This window comes from Shimia sp. MIT1388, from assembly GCF_047124445.1.
In the GTDB taxonomy this organism is placed as follows: Bacteria; Pseudomonadota; Alphaproteobacteria; order Rhodobacterales; family Rhodobacteraceae; genus Shimia.
In genome coordinates, this window is record NZ_CP138921.1 from 2,717,425 (window position 1) to 2,737,973 (window position 20,549).

Annotated in this window: 23 protein-coding genes; 12 read left to right on the forward strand and 11 right to left on the reverse strand. The window is 58.8% G+C overall.

Annotated features, from left to right (window positions below):
* Positions 1–6: 6 nt before the first annotated feature.
* Genes fmt through def (SIB92_RS13530) form a run of 4 tightly spaced genes read right to left on the reverse strand, consistent with a single transcriptional unit; the run spans position 7 to position 2,322 of the window.
* Positions 7–912: a methionyl-tRNA formyltransferase gene (fmt, locus tag SIB92_RS13515; RefSeq protein ID WP_412552540.1), complete on the reverse strand. Its 906-nt coding sequence runs from the start codon at positions 910–912 to the stop codon at positions 7–9.
* 23 nt (positions 913–935) lie between these two features.
* Positions 936–1,430 (reverse strand): peptide deformylase, encoded by a 495-nt coding sequence (def, locus tag SIB92_RS13520; RefSeq protein WP_294117024.1) that lies wholly within the window; start codon positions 1,428–1,430, stop codon positions 936–938.
* A complete protein-coding gene (locus SIB92_RS13525; protein WP_412552541.1) occupies positions 1,427–1,813 on the reverse strand; it encodes a VOC family protein in 387 nt (128 codons plus the stop codon). The genes def (SIB92_RS13520) and SIB92_RS13525 overlap by 4 nt, the downstream gene beginning before the upstream one ends.
* Complete coding sequence (gene def / locus SIB92_RS13530) at positions 1,810–2,322, reverse strand: peptide deformylase (protein WP_295175639.1); 513 nt, start codon at positions 2,320–2,322, stop codon at positions 1,810–1,812. Before def (SIB92_RS13530) ends, SIB92_RS13525 begins: the two co-directional genes overlap by 4 nt.
* A gap of 112 nt (positions 2,323–2,434) precedes the next feature.
* Between def (SIB92_RS13530) and SIB92_RS13535 the strand changes: the two genes are divergently transcribed.
* Complete coding sequence (locus SIB92_RS13535) at positions 2,435–3,607, forward strand: MalY/PatB family protein (protein ID WP_412552542.1); 1,173 nt, start codon at positions 2,435–2,437, stop codon at positions 3,605–3,607.
* A gap of 51 nt (positions 3,608–3,658) precedes the next feature.
* On the opposite strand, the gene SIB92_RS13540 is transcribed toward SIB92_RS13535, so the two are convergent.
* The gene (locus SIB92_RS13540) at positions 3,659–4,012 is read right to left on the reverse strand and encodes a hypothetical protein (protein WP_294117031.1); all 354 of its coding nucleotides are present in this window, start codon (positions 4,010–4,012) and stop codon (positions 3,659–3,661) included.
* 212 nt (positions 4,013–4,224) lie between these two features.
* On the opposite strand from SIB92_RS13540, the gene SIB92_RS13545 reads away from it, so the two are divergent.
* The 4 genes from SIB92_RS13545 to SIB92_RS13560 all read left to right on the forward strand — a co-directional run bounded on the left by SIB92_RS13545 (position 4,225) and on the right by SIB92_RS13560 (position 8,415).
* Positions 4,225–5,199, forward strand: a complete 975-nt coding sequence (locus tag SIB92_RS13545) for a glutathione S-transferase family protein (RefSeq protein WP_412552543.1) — start codon at positions 4,225–4,227, stop codon at positions 5,197–5,199.
* A gap of 92 nt (positions 5,200–5,291) precedes the next feature.
* Entirely contained in the window at positions 5,292–6,272 is a 981-nt protein-coding gene (locus tag SIB92_RS13550) for a threonine-phosphate decarboxylase (RefSeq protein WP_412552544.1), read from the forward strand.
* A complete protein-coding gene (gene cbiB, locus SIB92_RS13555; RefSeq protein ID WP_412552545.1) occupies positions 6,269–7,177 on the forward strand; it encodes an adenosylcobinamide-phosphate synthase CbiB in 909 nt (302 codons plus the stop codon). Before SIB92_RS13550 ends, cbiB begins: the two co-directional genes overlap by 4 nt.
* A gap of 65 nt (positions 7,178–7,242) precedes the next feature.
* The gene (locus SIB92_RS13560) at positions 7,243–8,415 is read left to right on the forward strand and encodes a lytic murein transglycosylase (RefSeq protein WP_412552546.1); all 1,173 of its coding nucleotides are present in this window, start codon (positions 7,243–7,245) and stop codon (positions 8,413–8,415) included.
* Positions 8,416–8,436: 21 nt separating this feature from the next.
* Here the strand turns inward: SIB92_RS13560 and SIB92_RS13565 are convergent, their stop codons facing one another.
* Together SIB92_RS13565 and smc are read right to left on the reverse strand one after the other, a co-directional pair.
* Complete coding sequence (locus SIB92_RS13565) at positions 8,437–8,805, reverse strand: hypothetical protein (RefSeq protein ID WP_412552547.1); 369 nt, start codon at positions 8,803–8,805, stop codon at positions 8,437–8,439.
* 132 nt (positions 8,806–8,937) lie between these two features.
* The gene (smc, locus tag SIB92_RS13570; RefSeq protein ID WP_412552548.1) at positions 8,938–12,393 is read right to left on the reverse strand and encodes a chromosome segregation protein SMC; all 3,456 of its coding nucleotides are present in this window, start codon (positions 12,391–12,393) and stop codon (positions 8,938–8,940) included.
* 326 nt (positions 12,394–12,719) lie between these two features.
* Here smc and SIB92_RS13575 point away from each other — a divergent pair, with 326 nt between their 5' ends.
* Positions 12,720–13,178 (forward strand): GNAT family N-acetyltransferase, encoded by a 459-nt coding sequence (locus SIB92_RS13575; RefSeq protein WP_412552549.1) that lies wholly within the window; start codon positions 12,720–12,722, stop codon positions 13,176–13,178.
* Positions 13,179–13,256: 78 nt separating this feature from the next.
* On the forward strand, positions 13,257–14,024 hold the full coding sequence (locus SIB92_RS13580; RefSeq protein ID WP_294117047.1) for a FadR/GntR family transcriptional regulator: 768 nt from the start codon (positions 13,257–13,259) through the stop codon (positions 14,022–14,024).
* Positions 14,025–14,038: 14 nt separating this feature from the next.
* Here the strand turns inward: SIB92_RS13580 and SIB92_RS13585 are convergent, their stop codons facing one another.
* From SIB92_RS13585 to SIB92_RS13600, 4 genes are all read right to left on the reverse strand, one after another.
* Positions 14,039–15,022, reverse strand: a complete 984-nt coding sequence (locus tag SIB92_RS13585; RefSeq protein WP_412552550.1) for a calcium-binding protein — start codon at positions 15,020–15,022, stop codon at positions 14,039–14,041.
* 158 nt (positions 15,023–15,180) lie between these two features.
* On the reverse strand, positions 15,181–15,498 hold the full coding sequence (locus tag SIB92_RS13590; protein ID WP_412552551.1) for a DUF1244 domain-containing protein: 318 nt from the start codon (positions 15,496–15,498) through the stop codon (positions 15,181–15,183).
* Positions 15,499–15,564: 66 nt separating this feature from the next.
* Positions 15,565–15,804 carry a DUF6868 family protein gene (locus SIB92_RS13595; RefSeq protein WP_412552552.1) on the reverse strand — a complete coding sequence of 80 codons (240 nt, stop codon included), beginning with the start codon at positions 15,802–15,804 and terminating at the stop codon, positions 15,565–15,567.
* Between the two features lie 102 nt (positions 15,805–15,906).
* Positions 15,907–16,650, reverse strand: coding sequence for an N-formylglutamate amidohydrolase (locus tag SIB92_RS13600; RefSeq protein WP_412552553.1), 744 nt, complete (start codon positions 16,648–16,650; stop codon positions 15,907–15,909).
* Positions 16,651–16,818: 168 nt separating this feature from the next.
* On the opposite strand from SIB92_RS13600, the gene pyk reads away from it, so the two are divergent.
* From pyk to SIB92_RS13625, 5 genes are all read left to right on the forward strand, one after another.
* Positions 16,819–18,264, forward strand: a complete 1,446-nt coding sequence (gene pyk / locus SIB92_RS13605; RefSeq protein ID WP_412552554.1) for a pyruvate kinase — start codon at positions 16,819–16,821, stop codon at positions 18,262–18,264.
* A gap of 43 nt (positions 18,265–18,307) precedes the next feature.
* Positions 18,308–18,532, forward strand: a complete 225-nt coding sequence (locus SIB92_RS13610; RefSeq protein ID WP_412552555.1) for a hypothetical protein — start codon at positions 18,308–18,310, stop codon at positions 18,530–18,532.
* Positions 18,533–18,666: 134 nt separating this feature from the next.
* Positions 18,667–18,867 (forward strand): 50S ribosomal protein L35, encoded by a 201-nt coding sequence (gene rpmI / locus SIB92_RS13615; RefSeq protein ID WP_058241085.1) that lies wholly within the window; start codon positions 18,667–18,669, stop codon positions 18,865–18,867.
* 14 nt (positions 18,868–18,881) lie between these two features.
* The gene (gene rplT, locus SIB92_RS13620) at positions 18,882–19,247 is read left to right on the forward strand and encodes a 50S ribosomal protein L20 (protein ID WP_412552556.1); all 366 of its coding nucleotides are present in this window, start codon (positions 18,882–18,884) and stop codon (positions 19,245–19,247) included.
* Between the two features lie 210 nt (positions 19,248–19,457).
* Positions 19,458–20,525 carry a Hint domain-containing protein gene (locus SIB92_RS13625; RefSeq protein WP_412552557.1) on the forward strand — a complete coding sequence of 356 codons (1,068 nt, stop codon included), beginning with the start codon at positions 19,458–19,460 and terminating at the stop codon, positions 20,523–20,525.
* Positions 20,526–20,549 lie beyond the last annotated feature (24 nt).

Below are 20,549 nucleotides of genomic sequence, written 5' to 3' on the forward strand. Positions count from 1 at the left end.
GACGCCCTACAACTGTTGACCTTTGGTGAGCGGGAAGCCCCGCAGAAAGATTTCCGCATCCTGCGCGCCTTTGCCTGCGCGTTGCAAGCGCAGGAGTTGCACCGCGCCGTCGCCGCAGGCCACGGTCAGCGCGTCGTCCAACAATTCGCCCGCTGCTCCCGCGCCATCGGCGAGACGGGAGGCCAGTAGTTTCACCCGCTGACCGTCGATTTCGGTCCAGGCACCGGGGAACGGGGAAAGACCGCGGATTTTGCGGTCGACGTCTGCAGCAGGCGCGGACCAATCGATGCGGGATTCTGCCTTGTCGATTTTCTCGGCGTAGGTCACGCCCTCTTCGGGCTGAGGTGTGGCGGTCAGGGTGGTGAGGTCTGCCAGCGTGTCGACAATCGCCACAGAGCCCAGCGCGGCAAGGCGGTCATGCAACTGCGCAGTGGTTTCTTCCACGCCAATCTCTAGTGCGCGCTCCATCAGCACAGGGCCGGTGTCCAGACCGGCGTCCATTTGCATGATGCAAACGCCGGTTTCTTTGTCGCCCGCCATGATCGCACGATGGATTGGCGCGGCGCCGCGCCAACGTGGCAAAAGGCTGGCATGGATGTTGAGACACCCATGGGTGGGCGTGTCGAGCACGTACTGCGGCAGGATCAAACCATAGGCGACAACCACACCGACTTCGGCGTCGATGCTGGCGATCAGCTCTTTGGACTCATCTGTACGCAGCGACTTGGGGTGATGCACCTTCAGGCCGAGCTCCAAGGCGCGCGCGTGTACCGGTGTGGGACGGTCTTTCTTGCCACGGCCTGCGGGACGTGGCGGCTGGCAGAAGACAGCGACAATTTCGTGCCCCGCATCAATCAGTGCGTCAAGAACGGAGACGGAAAACTCCGGGGTGCCCATGAAAAGAATGCGCATGGTGGGGTCTCCTGCTCGTGAACTTAGCGGCGCTTCTGCGCCTTTTTGATCAGCATGGCGCGTTTGGTTTTGCTGAGGTGATCAAAGTACATCTTGCCGTTGATGTGGTCGATTTGGTGTTGCACGGAGGTGGCCCAGAGACCGACAAAGTCTTTCTCCACTGTCTCGCCATTTTCATCCATGTAGCGCACGGTTACGGCGCGGGGGCGGGAGATTTTGGCGGAAACACCAACCAGATTGGGGCTGGCCTCTTCGTGCTCACGCGGTTGCACAGACGCGTGCAGGATTTCCGGGTTGGCCATGCGGACAGCAGATTTACCTTCTTCGGTGGCGTCCACCACAATCAGCCGCTTGAGCACACCGATCTGGTTCGCGCCCATGCCGACGCCGGGCATCGCGTACATGGTGTCGATCAGATCGTCCCAGACCTGACGAACCTCATCGGTGATCTCGTCCACCGGTTCGGAGACAGTGCGCAGGCGTTTGTCAGGCCACGGCAGGCAGGTGCGAACGGTCATTGTGTCTCCTGAAAATAGGGGTCGCCCGCATCCTTGAGTTCACAAGGATTGCCGTCTGGATCGATGAAGGTGCCGACAGTGCCCCACTCGAAGTGTTTGACATCGACCTCGACGCCCTTGGTGCGTAAGATTTCAGCGGAGGCTTCAACGTCGTCCACGTTCAGGCGGATCATCGTGGGGTTTTCGGAATTGGCTTTGCGCCGCCCCTCGACGGCCACGCCACCATGCTCGATCATCAAATACCCGGAGCCAAACCGCAGACAGACAAGACTTGGCTTTGTGTACCAGACCGGCAGACCGATCACGTCACGGTAGAAAGCCACACAGGCGTCATACTTCTCGGTGCCCAAAATGATCCCGGGCGTGACGATCGACAGGCTCATCCGCGCGCAAGCTCCCGTTTCATTTTCTGGCTCTTGCGCGTCATCATCTGGCGCTTCATAGGGCCAAGGTAGTCGATGAAAAGCTTGCCATTGAGGTGATCAATCTCGTGCTGCACGCAGGTCGCCCAGAGGCCGTCGAAGTCTTTTTCTTGCGGGTTGCCATCCATATCAATCCAGCCCACACGCACTTCGGCGGGGCGGGTGACTTCGGCAAACTGTTCCGGGATCGACAGACAGCCTTCCTCATAGACATTCAGGTCTTCGGAGCTCGACAGCACTTCGGGGTTGAACATCACCACCGGTTCTGGCTCGCCATCCTTAACGCAATCCATCACGATCAGACGGTCCAACACGCCAACCTGCGGCGCGGCCAGGCCGATGCCCGGCGCGTCATACATGGTTTGCAGCATGTCTTCGGCCAGCGTGCGCAGATCATCAGAGAGATCGGCAACAGGCGCACAGACCTTTTTCAGGCGCGGATCGGGATGGATGAGAATTGGTTTGATCATGGCCCCCATCTAGGACAGTCGCGCCTTCTGCGCAACGGGGTAGCTTGCGGGGTTGCACGTGAGCCGCAAATCGGTAGCGTGCGGTTGCGTTGTTAAGCAAAGGACACCCGCCATGAATTTTGACGAGATCATCGACCGCTTTGGCTCTCATTCCGTGAAATGGGACATGATGGAGAAAATCTATGGTGTGCCAGCGGACGACGGGATCGCGATGTGGGTGGCCGACATGGATTTCCGCCCGCCCGCCTGTGTGACCAATGCGGTCAAAGGCATGATCGACACCGGGGTGTTTGGCTACTACGGCGACGATGTCGCCTATCGCGACGCGATCCGTTGGTGGATGAAAGAGCGCCACAACTGGGCTGTGGAGCGTGACGAGATTTTCACCACCCATGGGTTGGTGAACGGCACAGGACTGTGTGTGGACGCCTTTAGTGCAGTGGGAGACGGTGTTGTATTGACCACACCGGTGTATCATGCGTTTGCACGGGTCATTAAAGCGGCGGGCCGAGAAGTTGTAGAATGCGAACTCGTGAACAACGACGGTCGCTATGAAATGGATTTTGCCGCTTGGGATGCGCAGATGAAGGGGCATGAGACCATGTTCATCCTCTGCTCCCCGCACAACCCGGGTGGGCGCGTATGGTCCCGTGACGAGCTGCAAGGCGTGGCCGACTTCTGTAAGCGCCATGACCTCATTCTGGTGAGTGACGAGATCCACCACGATCTGGTGTACCCAGGTCAGACACATATTCCGATGGTGAATGTCGATCCAAGCATTCTGGACCGGTTGGTGATGATGACCGCCACCACCAAGACCTTCAACATCGCCGGTGGTCTGACCGGGAACGTGATTATCCCGGATGAAAAGCTGCGTGCCAAGTTTGCTGCGCGTCAGGCGGCTCTTGGATTGTCCCCCAACAGCTTTGGCCTGTTTATGGCTGAAGCCGCCTATTCGCCAGAGGGCGCGGCCTGGGTGGACGGGTTGATCGAGTACCTCGATGGCAACCGCAAAATTTTGGACGGTGCGATCGCGGACATCCCGGGTCTGTCCTCCATGTCATTGGAAGCGACCTATCTGAGCTGGGTGGATTTCTCTGGCACGGGCATGGCGCGGGAGGAGTTCACCAAACGGGTTGAGCAAGGCGCGCGGGTGTGTGTGAACCACGGCCCCACCTTTGGCAAAGGCGGCGACACCTTCCTGCGGTTCAACATCGCCACCCCGCGGGCGCGGGTGCAAGAAGCCGCCTCCCGATTGGCCGAGGCCTTTGCGGACCTTCAATAAACAAACAAGGGCGGGGAAATCCCCGCCCTTTTGTTTTGCTAATATCGCGCTTTAGTTAGGGCGGCCCAGCAACCCGGCCGGGGTCGGCTCGCTCTGGTAGTAGTCCACCGGCGCCTGATCCGCGACCGCTGTGGCGCGCTTGAATTCATAGTGCATTTCACCGTCTTCCTCGTCGGTCGCCACAACCAGGCACTGCGAAATATGTTTGGAGCCGTCATAGAGGTTCACCAACCCACGCAGACGTGGCGCGGTTTCGGCATCCAGCGTAAAGCCATCGTCCAGAAAACGCACAACCCGGACACTCATACCATCCGCCTCAACCCGCAGGCGGTGACGCTGTTTCAGCGCTTTTTTACGCGCGGCATCAAAGCCGGCCTGCACTTCGGCAGAAAAATACGTGCTCATGGGATTCTCCATCGTTCGTCTTACTGCATCTCACCATGGTGCACCGGTCAAGCGAAGATTTCGTAAACAGTCTGGTTCCTTAGCCGACCACACCGGTTCGTCAGCGGCGAGCGGGATGTGCAAATACGCGCAACACTCGCGCGTGTGTGTTGGTTTTTTGAGGAGGTGCGCTGGCTTAGGTTGAGGTCAACTTAGACACAAAGGAATGCGCGATGGGTTTGCTTGTAGACGGCACATGGACCGACCAGTGGTATGACACCAAATCACATGGGGGCAAGTTTGTGCGCTCGGCGGCGCAGTTTCGCAACTGGATCACCGCGGACGGCAGTGCCGGGCCAAGTGGCAAAGGCGAATTTAAAGCGGAAAGCGGACGCTACCACCTCTATGTGTCTTACGCCTGCCCCTGGGCGCATCGCACGCTGATCTTTCGCAAATTGAAAGGGCTGGAAAAGCACATCACGGTGTCGGCCGTGCACCCGGATATGTTCAGCGAAGGCTGGACCTTTGAAACGGATGAGCATGGGGCAACCGGCGACACGCTTTATGGTCTGGAGTTTGCCCACAACATCTACACCAAGGCCGACCCGACCTATTCCGGACGTGTGACCGTGCCGATCCTGTGGGACAAGCAGCAGGAAACCATCGTGAGCAACGAGAGCTCCGAGATCATCCGCATGTTCAACAGCGCCTTTGACGGGCTCATCGGCAACACGTTGGACTTTTGGCCAGAAGACCAACGTGCGGCGATTGAGGAGGTCAATGAACGGATTTACGACACGCTGAACAATGGCGTCTACAAAAGTGGGTTTGCCACCACGCAAGAGGCCTATGACGCGGCCATCTATCCGTTGTTTGACACGCTGGAGTGGCTTGAAGACCGACTGTCACAAAACCGCTATCTGATGGGCGATCAGATCACCGAGGCGGACTGGCGCTTGTTCACCACCCTGATCCGCTTTGATCCGGTCTATCACCTGCATTTCAAATGTAACCGGAAGCGGATTGTGGATTACCCCTATCTCTGGGCCTACACACGTGAGCTCTATCAAATGCCCGGCGTGGCGGAGACGGTGAACTTTAAACACATCGTGGACCACTACCTGCGCAGCCACACCAGCATCAATCCACATCAGATTGTGCCAATCAATCCGGTGATTGATTATGACGCGCCACACGGGCGCGGCTGATCGGACAAATCCCCTCTGCGCAGGCAAGAAGGCTTGCGCAGAGAACATCAAGTGCGGTACCCGCGCCTTGCAGGATCACAGCAGGGCGCGACATGACCACCTCCCCTCAAACGGCCACACCGGAACAACGCGACCACGGCGGCGGGCTTGACGCCGCAAGAGAGCGCTGGGGCGGCAGCCGCGACAGTTGGTTAGACCTGTCCACGGGCATCAATCCGGTGCCTTACACTATGCCCCACATCCTCATGGACGATTGGGCACGCCTACCCGACAAAGTGGCACAGAACGGCTTGCTTAAAGCCGCAAGGTCGTTCTGGAAGGTGCCTGACGGCGCAGCGATCCTGGCCGCGCCCGGCGCATCGGCTTTGATTGCCCGCATTCCGTCTTTGCTGGATCAAGGCACCGTGCAGATTGAGACGCCAACCTACAATGAGCACGCAGCTGCCTTTGCAGCCCAAGGATGGCAGCTGGGCACTGAAGCGCCCAACGCGCAAGTGGTGGTGCATCCCAACAACCCAACGGGGCGACTTTGGTCCGTGGATGACCTCACCGCGCCCTTTGCCGTGATTGACGAAAGCTTTTGTGATGTCACACCGGATTGGAGCATGATCCGCGTGGCGGAGCAGCCTGGACGGATTGTGCTGAAGAGCTTTGGCAAGTTCTGGGGACTTGCCGGTGTGCGTCTTGGCTTTGCGATTGGCGCGCCGGAGTTGATCGCCCGGTTGGCTGATCTCACCGGACCCTGGGCAGTATCCGGTCCCGCATTGACCATAGGCACCTCGGCTTTGCTTGAAACCGGCTGGGCACTGGAAACACGCGAGCGCTTGCGCAAAGACAGCGCCCGTCTGGATCATATGATGCAGATGGCCGGGGCGAGCCTGTCTGGTGGCACCAGCCTGTTTCGCTTGTATGAAGTGGATGATGCCGCCAAGTGGCAAAACCACCTTGCGCGCTACCACATCTGGACCCGCATCTTCCCATATTCCAAAACCTATTTGCGGTTGGGCTTGCCAGCGCCCGATCGTTGGGAGCAGGTGGAACACGCATTGCGTATGATGGAGCATGAGTTTTGAGCACAGCAGGCATTCTGGTAGGCGCGCTATTGCTCGACGCCATATTTGGCGAGCCACGCTGGCTTTGGCAGCGGGTGCCGCATCCTGCCGTGCTTATGGGCAAGCTGATTGGCCGCGCGGATCGCGACTATAACACCGGCATCAACCGCAAGACTAAAGGCGTGATTGTGGTGATCGCGCTGGTTCTGGCGACATGGATTTTGGGCGGAATTATTGGCCTGTTTGGCTGGCTGCCGCAGATGCTCTTGGCGGCCGTATTGTTGGCGCAGCGCTCGTTGGTGGAGCATGTGCAAGCGGTCGGCGATGCCTTGCGGCAATCGTTGGGAGATGGACGCATGATGGTCGGTCGCATTGTCAGCCGGGATACCAAGGCGATGGATCAAAGCGCGGTTGCTCGGTCTGCCATTGAAAGCGGTGCCGAGAACCTGAGTGACGGTGTGATTGCGCCTGCGTTCTGGTTCCTGGTTGGCGGCCTGCCAGGACTGTTGATCTACAAAGTTGTGAACACCGCCGATAGCATGATTGGCTACAAAACCGAGCGCCACAAGGACTTTGGCTGGGCGGCGGCGCGGTTGGATGACGTGCTCAATTGGGTCCCTGCCCGGCTCACCGCCTTGCTGATTGCTGCGACACATGCCGGATTGGGGCAATGGAAAGCCATCAAGGCGGATGCGAAACTGCACCGTTCCCCAAATGCAGGCTGGCCGGAATCCGCCATGGCGCGGGCGCTGGACGTCGCCGTGGCCGGGCCGCGATCTTATGATGGCGTGCTGCAGGACTTTCCCTATGTGAACCCGCAGGGACGCAAGACGCTCACGCCCGATGATGTGGATGCCTGTTGTCGGGCCTTATGGCTGACATGGGCGGCAGGATTGGCAGTGGTTGGCGTGCTGGCGGTCCTCTAGGCGCTTGCCCGCACGTCAGGCTCTGGCTATGTCTGGACCATCATTTTGTCCACGAGGGTATTTGAATGCGTCTTTTGCCAGCGCTGACCGCGGCGTTCCTGACCGTCAGCACAGCCACCACTGCCGCCGCGCAATGCGGCGGGTCCTTTAACAGCTTTGTCAACGGGTTGAAGAAAGAGGCCCTGTCCAAGGGCTATTCCAAAGGCACCGTGGACAAGTTCTTTGCCAGCGCGCGGCAGGACCCGAAAACCATCAAGGCGGACCGCTCTCAGGGTGTGTTCCAGATGCCGTTTCTGGATTTTTCCCAGCGGTTGATCAGCCAAAACCGAATTGATGTGGGCCGCAAGAAAGCCAAACAATACGCCTCCACCTTCAACCGGATCGAAAAGCAATACGGCGTGTCGCGCGGTGTGCTTTTGGCGTTTTGGGCGTTTGAAACCGACTACGGCGCCTTCCAGGGCGATTTCAACACGCTGAACTCTCTGGTGACACTGGCGCATGATTGTCGCCGTCCAGAGTTGTTCCGCCCGCAAGTGTTTGCGGCGCTGGAGCTCTACAAACGCGGCAACTTCAGCCCGACCAAAACCACCGGCGCTTGGGCAGGGGAAATTGGCATGGTGCAGATGCTGCCAGCGGACATCATTGAAAACGGCGTCGATGGCGATGGCGACGGCAAAGTCAGCCTGAAAACCTCGCCACAGGATGCGCTGATGTCCGGCGGCAAGATGTTGTCACATCTCGGCTGGCGCAAAAATGAGCCATGGCTGCAAGAGGTTGTGGTGCCGAACAATCTGGATTGGTCCAAGTCCGGCTTGGACACCACCTTACCAGCCAATCAATGGGCAAAGATGGGTGTGAAACCACGCGAAGGCAAACTCGCCAACCTGCCCGCCTCGCTGCTGTTGCCACAGGGGCGCAAGGGGCCTGCGTTTTTGGCCTATCCAAACTACAGCGTGTATTTTGAGTGGAACAAAAGCTTCGTCTATGTGACCACGGCGGCTTATTTCGCCAACCGTTTGGAGGGCAAGGCGCGCTACAATGCGGGCAAGCCAGACACAGGCCTGTCCGGAAACCAGATGAAACAGCTACAAAAGAAGCTAAAAGCGCGCGGGCATGACGTTGGCAAGGTCGACGGCATCCTGGGCAAATTGACCCGTCGCGCGGTTCAGGCAGAGCAAGCGCGTCTGGGCCTGCCTGCGGACGCCTGGCCAACGCCACAGTTGCTAAACGCGCTGTAAATAGCGACGCAGAGGCGCGCTCTAGGAGTGCGCCTCAATTTCTTTTACTGGAAACCGTAGACCATCCGCGGTCTGCATCACCAGACGCCCGCCATTTTCTACAATCCGATCGCAGCGCTCCACACCGGTGACAAAGGTCACGCACACCACACTGTCATCGGTAACCTTCCAATGGCCATACCAAGTGCCGCCGCCGCCATAGGTGTATTGATACTGCCCATTGCGCTCAAAAACCGACCGGCCTTCGTCAAAAAACACCAAGGTCTGGCCAGACAGCTGCGCAGAGAGCGCTGCCATAGCAAACGGCGTGTCGCCGCTTTGCCCTTTCCAATCCTGCGCCATACTACTGGCCGCCGCACACAGCAGCCCCAAAATCATCCAAGTCCGCATTACGCACCTCCTGCCCCACCCTAGGCGGCGGCACGCTCACCTGCGCGTCACAATGCAGTGACTGCTTCTCCTTCCAGAAATATCCCGGGGAGGAGGCCCACACCGTGGGCCGGAGGGGCTGGCCCCTCTGCCTTAGGCCACCAAAGTCTCTGCCGCTTTGAGGTCCACAGAGACCAATTGGCTCACGCCCTGCTCGACCATGGTCACACCAAACAGGCGGTCCATGCGCGCCATGGTTACCGCGTGGTGGGTGATGATCAAAAAGCGCGTGTTGGTGCGGCGGCACATCTCGTCCAGAAGATCACAAAACCGCGTTACGTTTGCGTCATCCAACGGCGCGTCGACCTCGTCGAGCACACAAATCGGCGCCGGGTTGGCCAGGAACACCGCAAAGATCAGCGCCATGGCGGTCAGAGTTTGCTCGCCACCGGACAACAAGGACAGCGTGCTGAGCTTTTTGCCGGGCGGCTGACACATGATTTCCAAGCCTGCTTCCAGCGGGTCGTCGCTTTCGACCAGCACAAGGTTGGCCTCACCCCCGCCAAAAAGGTGGCGGAACAAAAGGGAGAAGTTCGAATTCACCTGCTCAAAGGCGGTCAGGAGCCGTTCCCGGCCTTCTTTATTCAGGCTGGCAATACCGCTGCGCAGGGTGCGGATGGCCTCTTCGAGATCTGCCTTTTCGCTGACCAGCGCGTCGTGCTCTTCCTGCACCTCTTTGATGTCTTCTTCGGCGCGCAGGTTCACTGCACCAAGACTGTCGCGTTGCCGTTTCAAACGGTTGACGTCGTTTTCGACTGTCTCGGAATCCGGCATTTTGTCCGGATCCACGTCCAACCGCTCCAGAAGCTGCGCCGGATTGACCTCCTGCTCTTCCATGATGCGCTCGGCGGCATAGGTCACGGTTTCGCGGGCCGCATCGGCGCGGGCCTCCGAGCGGGCACGGGCCTCGCGGGCTTCGCTGGCCAGCCGTTCCGCGTCGCGTTCATTGTGTTCTGCCTCGCGCAGCGCGGCCTCAGCCTCAGCCAGCACGTCGGCAGCTGCTTTGCGGCGCTCTTCGGCGGCCTCGATGGCTTCGGTCAGCTCTTCGCGTTTGGTAGCAATTTCTTCGGGTGCCGCGCCTGCTTCGATCAGCTCTTCTTCCGAGGCATCTTTGCGTTCGGCCAGCTCATTCATCCGCTTTTCGGCGGTTTCAAGGCGGTGACGCCAGCCGCTGATCTCTTTCATGACCTCTTGCGTGCGCTTCAAGCGGGCTTCGCCTTCACGGCGCAATTCGTCATGCGCAGAGCGGCGGGACATCATCATGATGCGCGCGCCTTCGACGGTCATTTTGATGTCTTCCACCTCTTGGCGGGCGGCATCAAGATCACCAAGGTCCGACAGCGCGCGCTCTGCTTCCTGCAGTTGCTGACGCGCCGCCATGGCCTCTTCTTCGTGGCGGGTCACCGCCAAACCAAGGCTTTCCAGACGCCCTTCGGCCAGATTGCGGTCCGCCTCAGCGCGGGACAGCGCGCGGTTGGCATCGGCCACGGCGCGATCAGCGGCGCGGCGGGCTTCGCGGGCGGATTGGTCGACATTGGCAAGTTCGCGCAGACGGGTTTGCAGCGCCTCATGGGCATCGACAGCACCGTCTGCACGGGCCGTGGCGCGGGCCATGGCCTGTTTAAGCTCTTCCAGACGGTTGAGCTGTTGCAGGCGCAGCGCTGCCGCGCTTGGCGCATCTTCGGCCCAGGCGCGGTAGCCATCCCAGCGCCACAGGTCGCCCTCAAGCGAGACAAGCCGCTGACCGGGTTTCAGGAGCGGTTGCAAGGAAAGCGCGTCTTCATTTGCGACGAGGCCAATCTGGCTCATGCGGCGTTCGAGCACTTCGGGCACCGACACGTGCTGCACCAAAGAGGTTACCCCATCGGGCAGCGGTTGCACGTCGCCATACTGTGGCAGCACGTACCAGCCGGAGGGGCCATCTTCTTCGACCTCAGGCGCGCGCAGATCATCGGCTAAGGCTGCGCCCAGCGCCTTCTCAAAGCCCTGCTGCACTTGCAGGCGATCCAGGATTTGGCCGCCTTCGGCCGTGTCGCGCTCCACCAGCTTGGCAAGTGCGGTGGTCTCTGCACGCAGAGCGTTCAACTCGCCTTCCGCTTCCGACCGTTCCGCGCGAGCGTCCGCCTCGCGCGATTGGGTTTCGGCGCGCTCTTCTTCGACCTCGGCAAGGCGTTCTTCGGCATCCTGCGCGGCCTCGATGGCCTCCGCCTCGGATTCGCGCGACAGCTCCAGCTCTTCGGCGGCGCGTTCCAAAGCCTCCTTGGATTCTGCTACCGCAGCGCGGGCTTTCTCGGCCTCGGCTTCGCTTTTGTCCTGCGTCTTCTGACTGTCATCCAACAAGCGCTGCGCCGATTGGTGGCGGGCGGCAAGACGCGCAACGTCCTCGGTCAGTTGCGACAGCTCCGCTTCACGTTCCTGCAGAACACTGGCAGCCTCGCGGCTTTCATCAGAGGCAGCTTCGAGTTTTTCTTCCTGACCTTCGCCGGCCTTGGCAAGCTCGCGTTGTTCCCACTCCAACCGCTCGATGGTGTCTTCCGCGTCGCGGTTCAGACCAGCCTCCCGCTCCATGTCGCGGCCCAGTTGCAGGATGCGATTTTTGAGCGTCTCGATGATTTGCAGCGCGTGGGATTCCTGGTCGTTGAGACTGTCGCGTTGCACTTGCAGGCGTTGCAGCACGGCCGAGGCAATGGCCTCTTCTTCACGTTTGCCGGGCAGGACTTCGTCCCGCTCTTGGCGGGTCTTCGCTGCGGCACGTGCCAGAACCTCAGCCTGAGCGGCCTGCGTGGTGCGCGTTTTGAGTTCATCGTCAGCGGCAGCGCGGGCGTCGTCGGCTTCGCGCCAGCGGCGATAGAGCAACATGCCTTCGGCCTGTCGCAACTCGTCGCCAATGGCGCGGTAACGGGCGGCTTGACGGGCTTGGCGCGACAGCTGTGCCAACTGGCTGGCCAATTGCTCGATCACATCGTCGACGCGAGCAAGGTTGGTTTCGGCACCTTTGAGTTTCAGCTCTGCTTCGTGGCGACGTTGATACAGACCGGAAATGCCCGCCGCTTCTTCCAGAATGCGACGCCGCGCCTTGGGTTTGGCGTTGATCAGCTCAGCAATCTGGCCCTGACGCACGAGCGCGGGGGAATGCGCGCCCGTAGAAGCGTCGGCAAACAACATCTGCACATCGCGGGCGCGGACGTCTTTGGCGTTCACCTTATAGGCGCTGCCCACATCGCGCGTGATGCGACGGACAATTTCGAGCGCGTCATCATCGTTGAAGCCCGCAGGTGCGAGGCGTTCGGAGTTGTCAATTTGCAGAGACACTTCGGCAAAGTTGCGCGCCGGGCGGGTCGAGGCGCCCGCGAAGATCACATCTTCCATGCCGCCGCCGCGCATCGCCTTGGGGCGGTTCTCCCCCATGACCCAGCGCAGTGCTTCCAGCAGGTTGGACTTGCCACAGCCGTTTGGCCCCACAACGCCAGTCAAACCATCGGCGATGATCAGATCGGTGGGGTCCACGAAGCTTTTGAAGCCTGTCAGTCTGAGTTTGGAAAAGCGCAAATTGCGGCGGGTCCTGTGATTCCTTTTTGGTTAAAGAAGTCTGCAAAGGGCTCTTGTGGTGAGTCAACGGCAAACCACAGGATATGGATTTAACCCCGAAGTTATCCACAAGATATTGCCAATATTGGGCAGATCGTCGCGCTGACGGATCGGCATCAGAGGCATGGGGTTGCAAACAGCACTCTTCGTCGCGGGTGACACCTTGCCTATTATTTGAGCAAATTCCAGTGGCGATGCCGCCTTGGACGACCTTTCCTAGTGCAACGGCTGGACAGCCTCACTCCACACTGACACATCTTTGATCAAACGATCAACGGGAAGACGTCATGAGCGATATCAAAGTGGTGCCAGGCAACCCGCGCGACGCGCAAGCCACCGCGCTTTTGCAAGCAAGCCACGCCTTGATGCAGGAGCTGTTCAGCGCAGAAGACAATCACTTCCTGTCGATTGACGAATTGTGCGTGCCGTCCGTGAGTTTTTTCGTGGCCACGGAGGACGAGGTGTCTCTGGGATGCGTGGCCCTAGCCAACAAAGGCAACTACGCCGAGATCAAATCAATGTTTGTGGATCCAAAGGCGCGCGGCAAAGGCATTGCGCATAAGTTGATGCAAGCGATTGAAGTCGAGGCGCGGGCCCAGGGACTTGCCGAAGTGAAGCTGGAAACCGGTGACACATTGCATCAGGCGCACAGTCTATACCGGGCGCATGGCTTCAAGGATTGTGGACCGTTTGGGGAGTACGAGGAGAGCCCGGCGTCGCTGTTCATGAGCAAAACACTGACCTGATCGCTCTTATCGCTAGGGCTTGCACGTTGCCGCACCGCGTGGTCAAATTATGTGACCAGTTACGCGGGGCCAATTTCTATGCCATTTCAAAAAGTTCAGCCGGAAAAACTCTCCACCTCTGTGGTGCGCCAGATTGAGCTGTTGATTTTGCGCGGTATTTTGCGGCCCGGCGAGCGCCTGCCTGCGGAGCGCGAGCTGAGTGATCGGCTCGGCGTATCCCGGCCCAGTCTGCGCGAAGCGATTGCGACCTTGCAGGACAAAGGCCTGCTGACCTCCAAGGCAGGTGCCGGGATTTTTGTGGCAGATGTGCTCGGCAGCGCTTTTTCCGAAGCTTTGGTGCAGTTGTTTTCGGCCCATGATGAGGCCGTGTTTGATTACATTGCCTTCCGGCGCGACATGGAAGGCCTGGCGGCAGAACGTGCGGCGACCTTGGCCAGCGACACGGATTTGCAGGTGATCCAGGCGGTGTTTGACAAGATGGAAGCCGCGCACCCGAAGCGCAATCCGTCTGATGAGGCGCAGTTGGATGCGGATTTTCATCTCGCCATCATTGAAGCCAGCCACAATGTGATCATGCTGCATATGATGCGGTCGATGTATCAGTTGCTGCGCGAAGGCGTGTTCTACAACCGCATGATCATGTTCAAACAGCGCACCACGCGGGGCGAGTTGTTGGAGCAGCACCGGGCGATCAATACCGCGCTACAAGCGCGGGATGCTGAAGCGTCCCGGAAAGCGGTGATTGAACATCTGGATTATGTGGAAACCGCTCTGACCAACTTCAAAAAATCCACGCAGAACGAAGCGATTGCCAAACAGCGCTATGAGCATGAGTTGAGCCGCTAGGCGCGGCGCAAAATTCAGGCAGCGTAGTCCAGCTTCACGTTGAGCAGATCCACATCTTCAGCGGTCATGTTTTCCAGGATCACGGCTGGTTCCTGATCCAGCGTGACCACCGAACCGTCCACCGTGTGGGACCCGGACAGCAGGATGGTGATGGTTTCGGTGTCGGCATCATAGCTGGCTTCCCACTCCATCACGGCGTCACTGCCAAAATCGCTGGCGGCAAAGGTGACGGTTTCGGTGGCCACATCAAAATCCGAGATCACAACCTCTTCACGGTCATCATCAAACTCAAAGGCGACGGTGAAATTGTCGACTCCGTCGCCCCCGTCCAGGGTATCGCCATTGTCCCCGACCAGGAGATCATCTCCAAAACCGCCATGCAGAACATCCGCCGAGGCGTCCGCCAGACTTGGATGCGCGCCAACAAGGGTGTCATCCCCTGTGCCCCCCAACAGCGTGTCGGCGCCCTCATAGTCGCGGATCAAGTCATTGCCTGCACCGCCGCGCACCAGATCGTTGCCACTGTCCTCAAACCCCAGTTCGCCTGCGCCGATGCCGTCGTAGGTGTCATCATTGTCGCCCATGACAATGGTGTCGTTGCCGGCGCCGCCTGAAATCGCATCTTCACCGGCCCCTCCGAGGACGTAATCGTCTCCTGCGCCGCCACTCAACACATCGCTGCTGGCGCCGCCAACGATCGTGTCATCGCCATCGCCGCCATCGATCCAGTCAACACCATTGTTGCCGCGCAGATCATCGTCTCCGGCACCCCCAATGACGGTGTCGTCGGCGTCATCACCGGCAAATGTGTCGCTTGTGTCAGAGAGCGTCGCCGCATCTGCGGCGTCAAGGAGCTGTTGCTGACTGGGCATAAATCCGGTGTCAGTCTCATCCTCCGCCGTTTCCGCAGTGGCCTCGTCTGGTATTTCGTAGCTGCCCAAAACATCAGCCATCATGCCCACGCCAAAAATCGCGGTAATTGCCAAAAGTCCCAACATTGCTCTTGCCCTCAAAACAGCTCTCACGGCTTTGAGTAAGAGAATATTAACCAAGTTTGACCGGATTGAGGCGGGCGTGTGCTGCTTTCTGGTCCACGCCAGCGCAACAAAAAAGGCCGCCGAAGCGACCTTTCTATTCTATGCATACAATCTTCGGATCAGGCTTTGTCTGTTCCGACGTTTTCCGCAAAAGCTTTCTCGAACTCTTTTTGCTTTTCCGGGCTGGCGTCGGTTTGATAGTTGGCCTTCCACTCGTCCATGGTCATGCCATAGTAGATCTCGCGCGCCTCATTTTTGCCCATCTCGATGCCGCGCTCGTTGGCGGCTTCCTGATACCAGCGTGACAGACAATTGCGGCAAAAGCCTGCGAGGTTCATCATATCGATGTTCTGAACGTCGGTGCGCTTCTCCATCAGGTGCTCGCGTAGGGTGCGGAAAGCGGCCGCTTCGAGTTCGATCTGAGTTTGCTTATCCATGGCTGTCCTCCGGGGGCAATTGCGTTGCGCAATGGGTAGCAACCGGAGGGACGTTGGGCAAGCGCGTCACATGATCGTGAGGGCGAGCCAAGGCACCAGAGCGAAGACAAAGATCAACAGCTTGTAGGTGCCGAACCACTGGAAATAGAGCGGCGCCAGCGTGTCTTTCTCAACACCGGTGATCCGCGCATGCACGTCCGTGACCCAGCCGCGCAGGCCATAGATCATGACGGTGGCAAAAAGCAGGACACCGATGTGGATAACGGCCATCCATCCGAAGAAGGCAGTAAGGGTTGCTTGGGTCATGTCAGCCTCCTTTCAGCTGTTGTTTTTCCCACTCCATATATGGGTACAGCCGCCGCCTTCTACCAGAGGTCGCGCATTGGATTTCAAGCCAAAGCGGATGATTTATAAGCCAGAATTTGCCAACGTATTTTGCAAAATGGGCGCGAGCCGTTCCGCCCAGGCGTTCTGGCTTTCTGGTGTGTCAATTTCGTCGTGGCGCAGCTCGATCAAGGCATTCAGGCGCCCTGGCTGTAGTGCGTGTTGGTCGATGCTGTCGCCGGGCAGCCAACCGTTGTAAGGCTCGTTGTCACCCACTGTCAGATCACCCTCCTGTTCCAGCTCAGCAATCAGCGCCTTGCCAAACCGGTCTTCTTGCTGGGCATGCAACACACCGATTTCCCACGGACGCGGTGCGCGGCCGTTGAGCTTGGGGGAGAAGCTGTGCATGGCGATGATCACCACATCTTCGTGCTCCGCCGCCAGACCTTCGAGCGCATTGTGATACGGCAGATAATGCATGGCTTTGCGGCGCTCGATTTCCACATCGTCGACGTCGCGGTTTCCGGGAATGATCGTGCCGTCGTAAAGCCGCATGACCAGCGTCGGGTCGTCTGCGCCGCGATTGGGGTCGATGCAAAGGCGGGACCAGTTGGCGCAGATCACAGGCGCATCCAGCAACTCGCCTAATCGCAAAGACGTACCGCGTGCGCCCACATCATAGGCGATGTGTCGGGACATGTCGGCGGGATCAAGCCCCAGGTCACCGCCACTGATGTCGGCAGGCACAAAGTTGGAGGCGTGATCAACGGTGATGAGCCAGCGCGAACGACGCTCTGCGCCGTAGATGGAAAACGGTGTATATGTCATGGGCCTGTCATTGCTTTCTGATCAGACTTAGGCCAGTTGTGGCGCAAAGTGAATTGGGTACAGGTTCACCTTGTATTTGTTAGCGTTAACATGTAGCAGGTGACACGCAAGGTGCCTTCAGGTCATTTCCTGAATAGCCAGACGAGCAAAGGCAAAGAAAGACGGATCATGAGACGACTGAGAAACGTGAAAATCGTGGCCACATTGGGCCCAGCTTCCGAAACCTACGACATGATCCGCAGCCTGCACGAAGCCGGTGCTGACGTGTTCCGCCTGAACATGAGCCACGGAAGCCACGACGAGATCCGCGAAAAGCACCGCATCATCCGTCAGGTTGAGAAAGACCTGCAAAGCCCGATCGCCATTCTGGCCGACCTTCAGGGACCAAAACTGCGCGTGGGTGTGTTTGCCAACGGCGAAGAAGAACTGGTGGACGGTGCGACGTTCCGCCTCGACCTTGATCCCGCTGAAGGCGACGTGAACCGCGTATGCCTGCCGCACCCTGAGATTTTTGCCGCCCTAAAAGACGGCGCCAACCTCTTGGTCAACGACGGCAAGATCCGCCTGAAAGTGGAAAGCTGCGGTGATGACTTCGCCAACTGTGTGGTGACCACCGGGGGCACCATCTCCAACCGCAAAGGCGTGAACGTGCCAGACGTGGTGCTCCCACTGGCGGCGCTGTCTGAAAAAGATCGCGACGATCTGGAGTTTGTATGTGGTTTAGGTGTGGACTGGCTGGCGCTGTCCTTTGTGCAGCGTGCCGAAGACGTCCAAGAAGCCCGCGAGCTATCACAAGGCCGCGCGGCGATTCTGTCCAAGATCGAAAAGCCAGCCGCGGTTGAAGCCTTTGACGAAATCCTTGCCGCGTCCGATGGCATTATGGTGGCCCGTGGTGACCTTGGGGTGGAACTGCCGGTCAGTGCCGTACCACCAATCCAGAAACGCCTAGTGCGCAAGTGTCGCAATGTCGCCAAGCCGGTGATTGTGGCGACGCAAATGCTGGAAAGCATGATTGAAAGCCCAATGCCCACCCGTGCCGAAGTGAGTGATGTGGCAACGGCGATTTACGAAGGCTCCGACGCGATCATGCTGTCGGCTGAATCAGCCGCAGGCAGCTTCCCGATCGAAGCGGTCACCACGATGAACAATGTGGCGATGGAAGTCGAAAACGACCCGACCTATCGCGAGATCATCGAAGCCAGCCGCAGCGCACCACGCTCCGGTGTGGCGGATGCGATTGTTGTGGCGGCACGCGAGATTGCGGAAACTACCGAAGTGGCCGCGATTTGCTGCTTCAGCCAATCCGGCACCACAGCTTTGCTGATTGCCCGCGAACGTCCCCGTGTACCGATCATCGCGATGACCTCTTTGCGTGGCACTGCGCGTCGACTGGCGCTGAGCTGGGGCACAAACTGTGTGATCACCTCCAATGTCAGCCGCTTTAAAATGGCAGTTGTAGCCTCGGCCCGCGCGGCCCGTGATCTGGGCTACGCCGAGGAGCAGGATCAGATTGTTGTGACCGCCGGCCTGCCGTTCAACGTGCCCGGCACCACCAACATTCTGCGGGTGTCTCCCTGTGACGAGCGTTTGATTTTCAACCTCGAGTCGGAGTAGCGTCAGCCGAAAGGGCATCCCTCGAGAAGGGCCAAGGGCAGGCATGGCAACAGACTATCTGATCACAGTTGGATTGATTGTGGGGTTGTTCTCCATTCCTGCCATGCTCGCCGCCTATGCCGACAACCGCTTTCCACGCAATGCGATGGGGGCATTCATATTGTCAGCGGCGGTGATAACCGTCGCAATCATCTTGAATCCGGCGCGCTACAGCGTGGCGGATTTGCCAAATGTGGTGATCCGCGTGATTGCGGACATCATCCACTAGAAACCCCACAAAAATGAGTCGATTGGGCCTTGCGTGCCTGAACTATGCGCTCTATACGGCGCCTCTATTCGCGCGACCGGCTGGATGGCATGCCGAGTCGCGTTTGTCACCGACCGAATACAAAGGAGACGGAAATGCCTAAGATGAAGACCAAGTCGAGCGCCAAAAAGCGCTTCAAGGTCACTGCCTCTGGCAAAGTGAAAGCCGGCCAAGCCGGTAAGCGCCACGGCATGATCAAACGCACCAACAAATTCCTGCGTGACGCACGCGGCACCACCACGCTGTCCGCACCGGACGCGAAGATCGTCAAGGGCTTCATGCCCTACGACCGCTAAGAGGAGATTGAGATATGTCCCGCGTTAAAGGTGGTACCGTAACCCACGCCCGTCACAAAAAAGTCGTCAAGGCCGCAAAAGGCTACTACGGCCGTCGCAAGAACACCTTCAAGGTCGCGCGTCAGGCAGTTGATAAGGCGAACCAGTACGCAACACGTGACCGTAAGAACCGGAAGCGTAATTTCCGTGCGCTCTGGATCCAGCGCATCAACGCTGCTGTGCGCGCACACGACGAAGCCCTGACCTACTCCCGCTTCATCAACGGCCTGACCCTGGCCGGTATCGAAGTGGACCGTAAGGTTCTGGCTGACCTGGCCGTACATGAGCCAGCCGCGTTCAACGCGATCGTGGATCAGGCGAAAGCGGCACTGGCAGCCTAAGCCAAGTCGCTTCAAAGAATAGAAAAGCCCGTGCCTTTGGCGCGGGCTTTTCTTTTTGCGATTTGGTCAAAGAGAGAACATCAAGCAGACTTAGGCTGCACAAAAAGAGAACAAAAGAAAAACAAGTTACGTTTTATTTACCATTCCACCCCCATGATGCCACCACGGCGTGTGTTTGCCGCGAGATGTACCAGTGATTTGGAGGTTAGAATGGCCCGTATCAGCGAGCTGCATTATTCCAATGCCTATGCGCAGCGTTCCGGAGTTGAGGAATTTTTAGAAGTCGCTCTGGCGTTTGACGAAGACCCCAGCGATTTTGTGGTGTCTTTTTATCAGGCGGACGGAACTGTCGGCATTGAGATCCCCCTAACCCACCCGGATGTGTTGGCCTCCATTGACCCGGACACAAATGAGCAGGTCCTGGTGATTTCCGCTTCGCATTTTCCAATCCTGCTGACCGATCCGGACGGGCGCGGCGCGAGTAACTACGAAGCCTATGCGCTGACCAACAGCAGCACCGGCGAGGTGGTAGACTTCTACGACATTGGCGGAGGCACACAGAACATCCTCGCCATTGACGGCGCGGCTGCGGGCGCCACGTCCGAAAACCTGTCGGTGCTGACGTCACCCAACAGCACCACAACCAGCATCCAATTCAACCAACCAATGTCAGGCCAACGCTCCGATGCTACCATAGGTGCCGGAGATACCGGGGTGGCGTGCTTTGTCGAAGGCACCCGCATCCGCACCGAGGTCGGCTATCAGTTGATCGACACTTTGTGCGAAGGTGATTTGATCTGGACCCGAGACAATGGGTTGCAGCCGATACGCTGGATCGGGCGGCGCACGGTGCCGGGCAGCGGAAAATATGCGCCGGTGCAAATTGCGCCAGAAACCTTTGGCGCGATCAAGCCGCATCAGGTCTCCCAAAACCACCGCATGTTGATCACCGGCTGGCGCGCGCAGCTGCTGTTTGGCGAGGACGAAATACTGGTGCCGGCAAAAGCGCTTGTAGACGACTGCGACGTGCGGATTTGTGAGTGTGATCGGGTCACCTATTACCACCTGCTGTTTGATGACCACCAGATCATCAGCGGGGACGGCGTGTTGAGCGAGAGCTTCTTCCCCGGCAACGAGGCGATGAAGGCTGTCGATTGCGGCACCCAACGAGAGATGTTTGCCCTGTTTCCGGAGCTGGCCACCGGGGTACTGGTGCAAACCCAAACCGCGCGGCCGGTGGCGCCCGCCAGCCTTGGCCCCCTGTTGATGCGCAATTGATCCAACAGGGGGCAGTTTCCATGG

Coding starts and splice junctions, on each gene's coding strand:
- def (WP_295175639.1), bottom strand. CDS start 2,322: ATGATCAAACCAATTCTCATCCATCCCGATCCGCGCCTGAAAAAGGTC.
- rpmI (WP_058241085.1), top strand. CDS start 18,667: ATGCCTAAGATGAAGACCAAGTCGAGCGCCAAAAAGCGCTTCAAGGTC.
- SIB92_RS13610 (WP_412552555.1), top strand. CDS start 18,308: ATGGCAACAGACTATCTGATCACAGTTGGATTGATTGTGGGGTTGTTC.
- SIB92_RS13625 (WP_412552557.1), top strand. CDS start 19,458: ATGGCCCGTATCAGCGAGCTGCATTATTCCAATGCCTATGCGCAGCGT.
- SIB92_RS13565 (WP_412552547.1), bottom strand. CDS start 8,805: ATGCGGACTTGGATGATTTTGGGGCTGCTGTGTGCGGCGGCCAGTAGT.
- SIB92_RS13545 (WP_412552543.1), top strand. CDS start 4,225: ATGGGTTTGCTTGTAGACGGCACATGGACCGACCAGTGGTATGACACC.
- SIB92_RS13525 (WP_412552541.1), bottom strand. CDS start 1,813: ATGAGCCTGTCGATCGTCACGCCCGGGATCATTTTGGGCACCGAGAAG.
- pyk (WP_412552554.1), top strand. CDS start 16,819: ATGAGACGACTGAGAAACGTGAAAATCGTGGCCACATTGGGCCCAGCT.
- def (WP_294117024.1), bottom strand. CDS start 1,430: ATGACCGTTCGCACCTGCCTGCCGTGGCCTGACAAACGCCTGCGCACT.
- SIB92_RS13580 (WP_294117047.1), top strand. CDS start 13,257: ATGCCATTTCAAAAAGTTCAGCCGGAAAAACTCTCCACCTCTGTGGTG.
- SIB92_RS13600 (WP_412552553.1), bottom strand. CDS start 16,650: ATGACATATACACCGTTTTCCATCTACGGCGCAGAGCGTCGTTCGCGC.
- SIB92_RS13550 (WP_412552544.1), top strand. CDS start 5,292: ATGACCACCTCCCCTCAAACGGCCACACCGGAACAACGCGACCACGGC.
- rplT (WP_412552556.1), top strand. CDS start 18,882: ATGTCCCGCGTTAAAGGTGGTACCGTAACCCACGCCCGTCACAAAAAA.
- SIB92_RS13585 (WP_412552550.1), bottom strand. CDS start 15,022: ATGTTGGGACTTTTGGCAATTACCGCGATTTTTGGCGTGGGCATGATG.
- SIB92_RS13540 (WP_294117031.1), bottom strand. CDS start 4,012: ATGAGCACGTATTTTTCTGCCGAAGTGCAGGCCGGCTTTGATGCCGCG.
- SIB92_RS13535 (WP_412552542.1), top strand. CDS start 2,435: ATGAATTTTGACGAGATCATCGACCGCTTTGGCTCTCATTCCGTGAAA.
- fmt (WP_412552540.1), bottom strand. CDS start 912: ATGCGCATTCTTTTCATGGGCACCCCGGAGTTTTCCGTCTCCGTTCTT.
- SIB92_RS13575 (WP_412552549.1), top strand. CDS start 12,720: ATGAGCGATATCAAAGTGGTGCCAGGCAACCCGCGCGACGCGCAAGCC.
- SIB92_RS13590 (WP_412552551.1), bottom strand. CDS start 15,498: ATGGATAAGCAAACTCAGATCGAACTCGAAGCGGCCGCTTTCCGCACC.
- SIB92_RS13595 (WP_412552552.1), bottom strand. CDS start 15,804: ATGACCCAAGCAACCCTTACTGCCTTCTTCGGATGGATGGCCGTTATC.
- SIB92_RS13560 (WP_412552546.1), top strand. CDS start 7,243: ATGCGTCTTTTGCCAGCGCTGACCGCGGCGTTCCTGACCGTCAGCACA.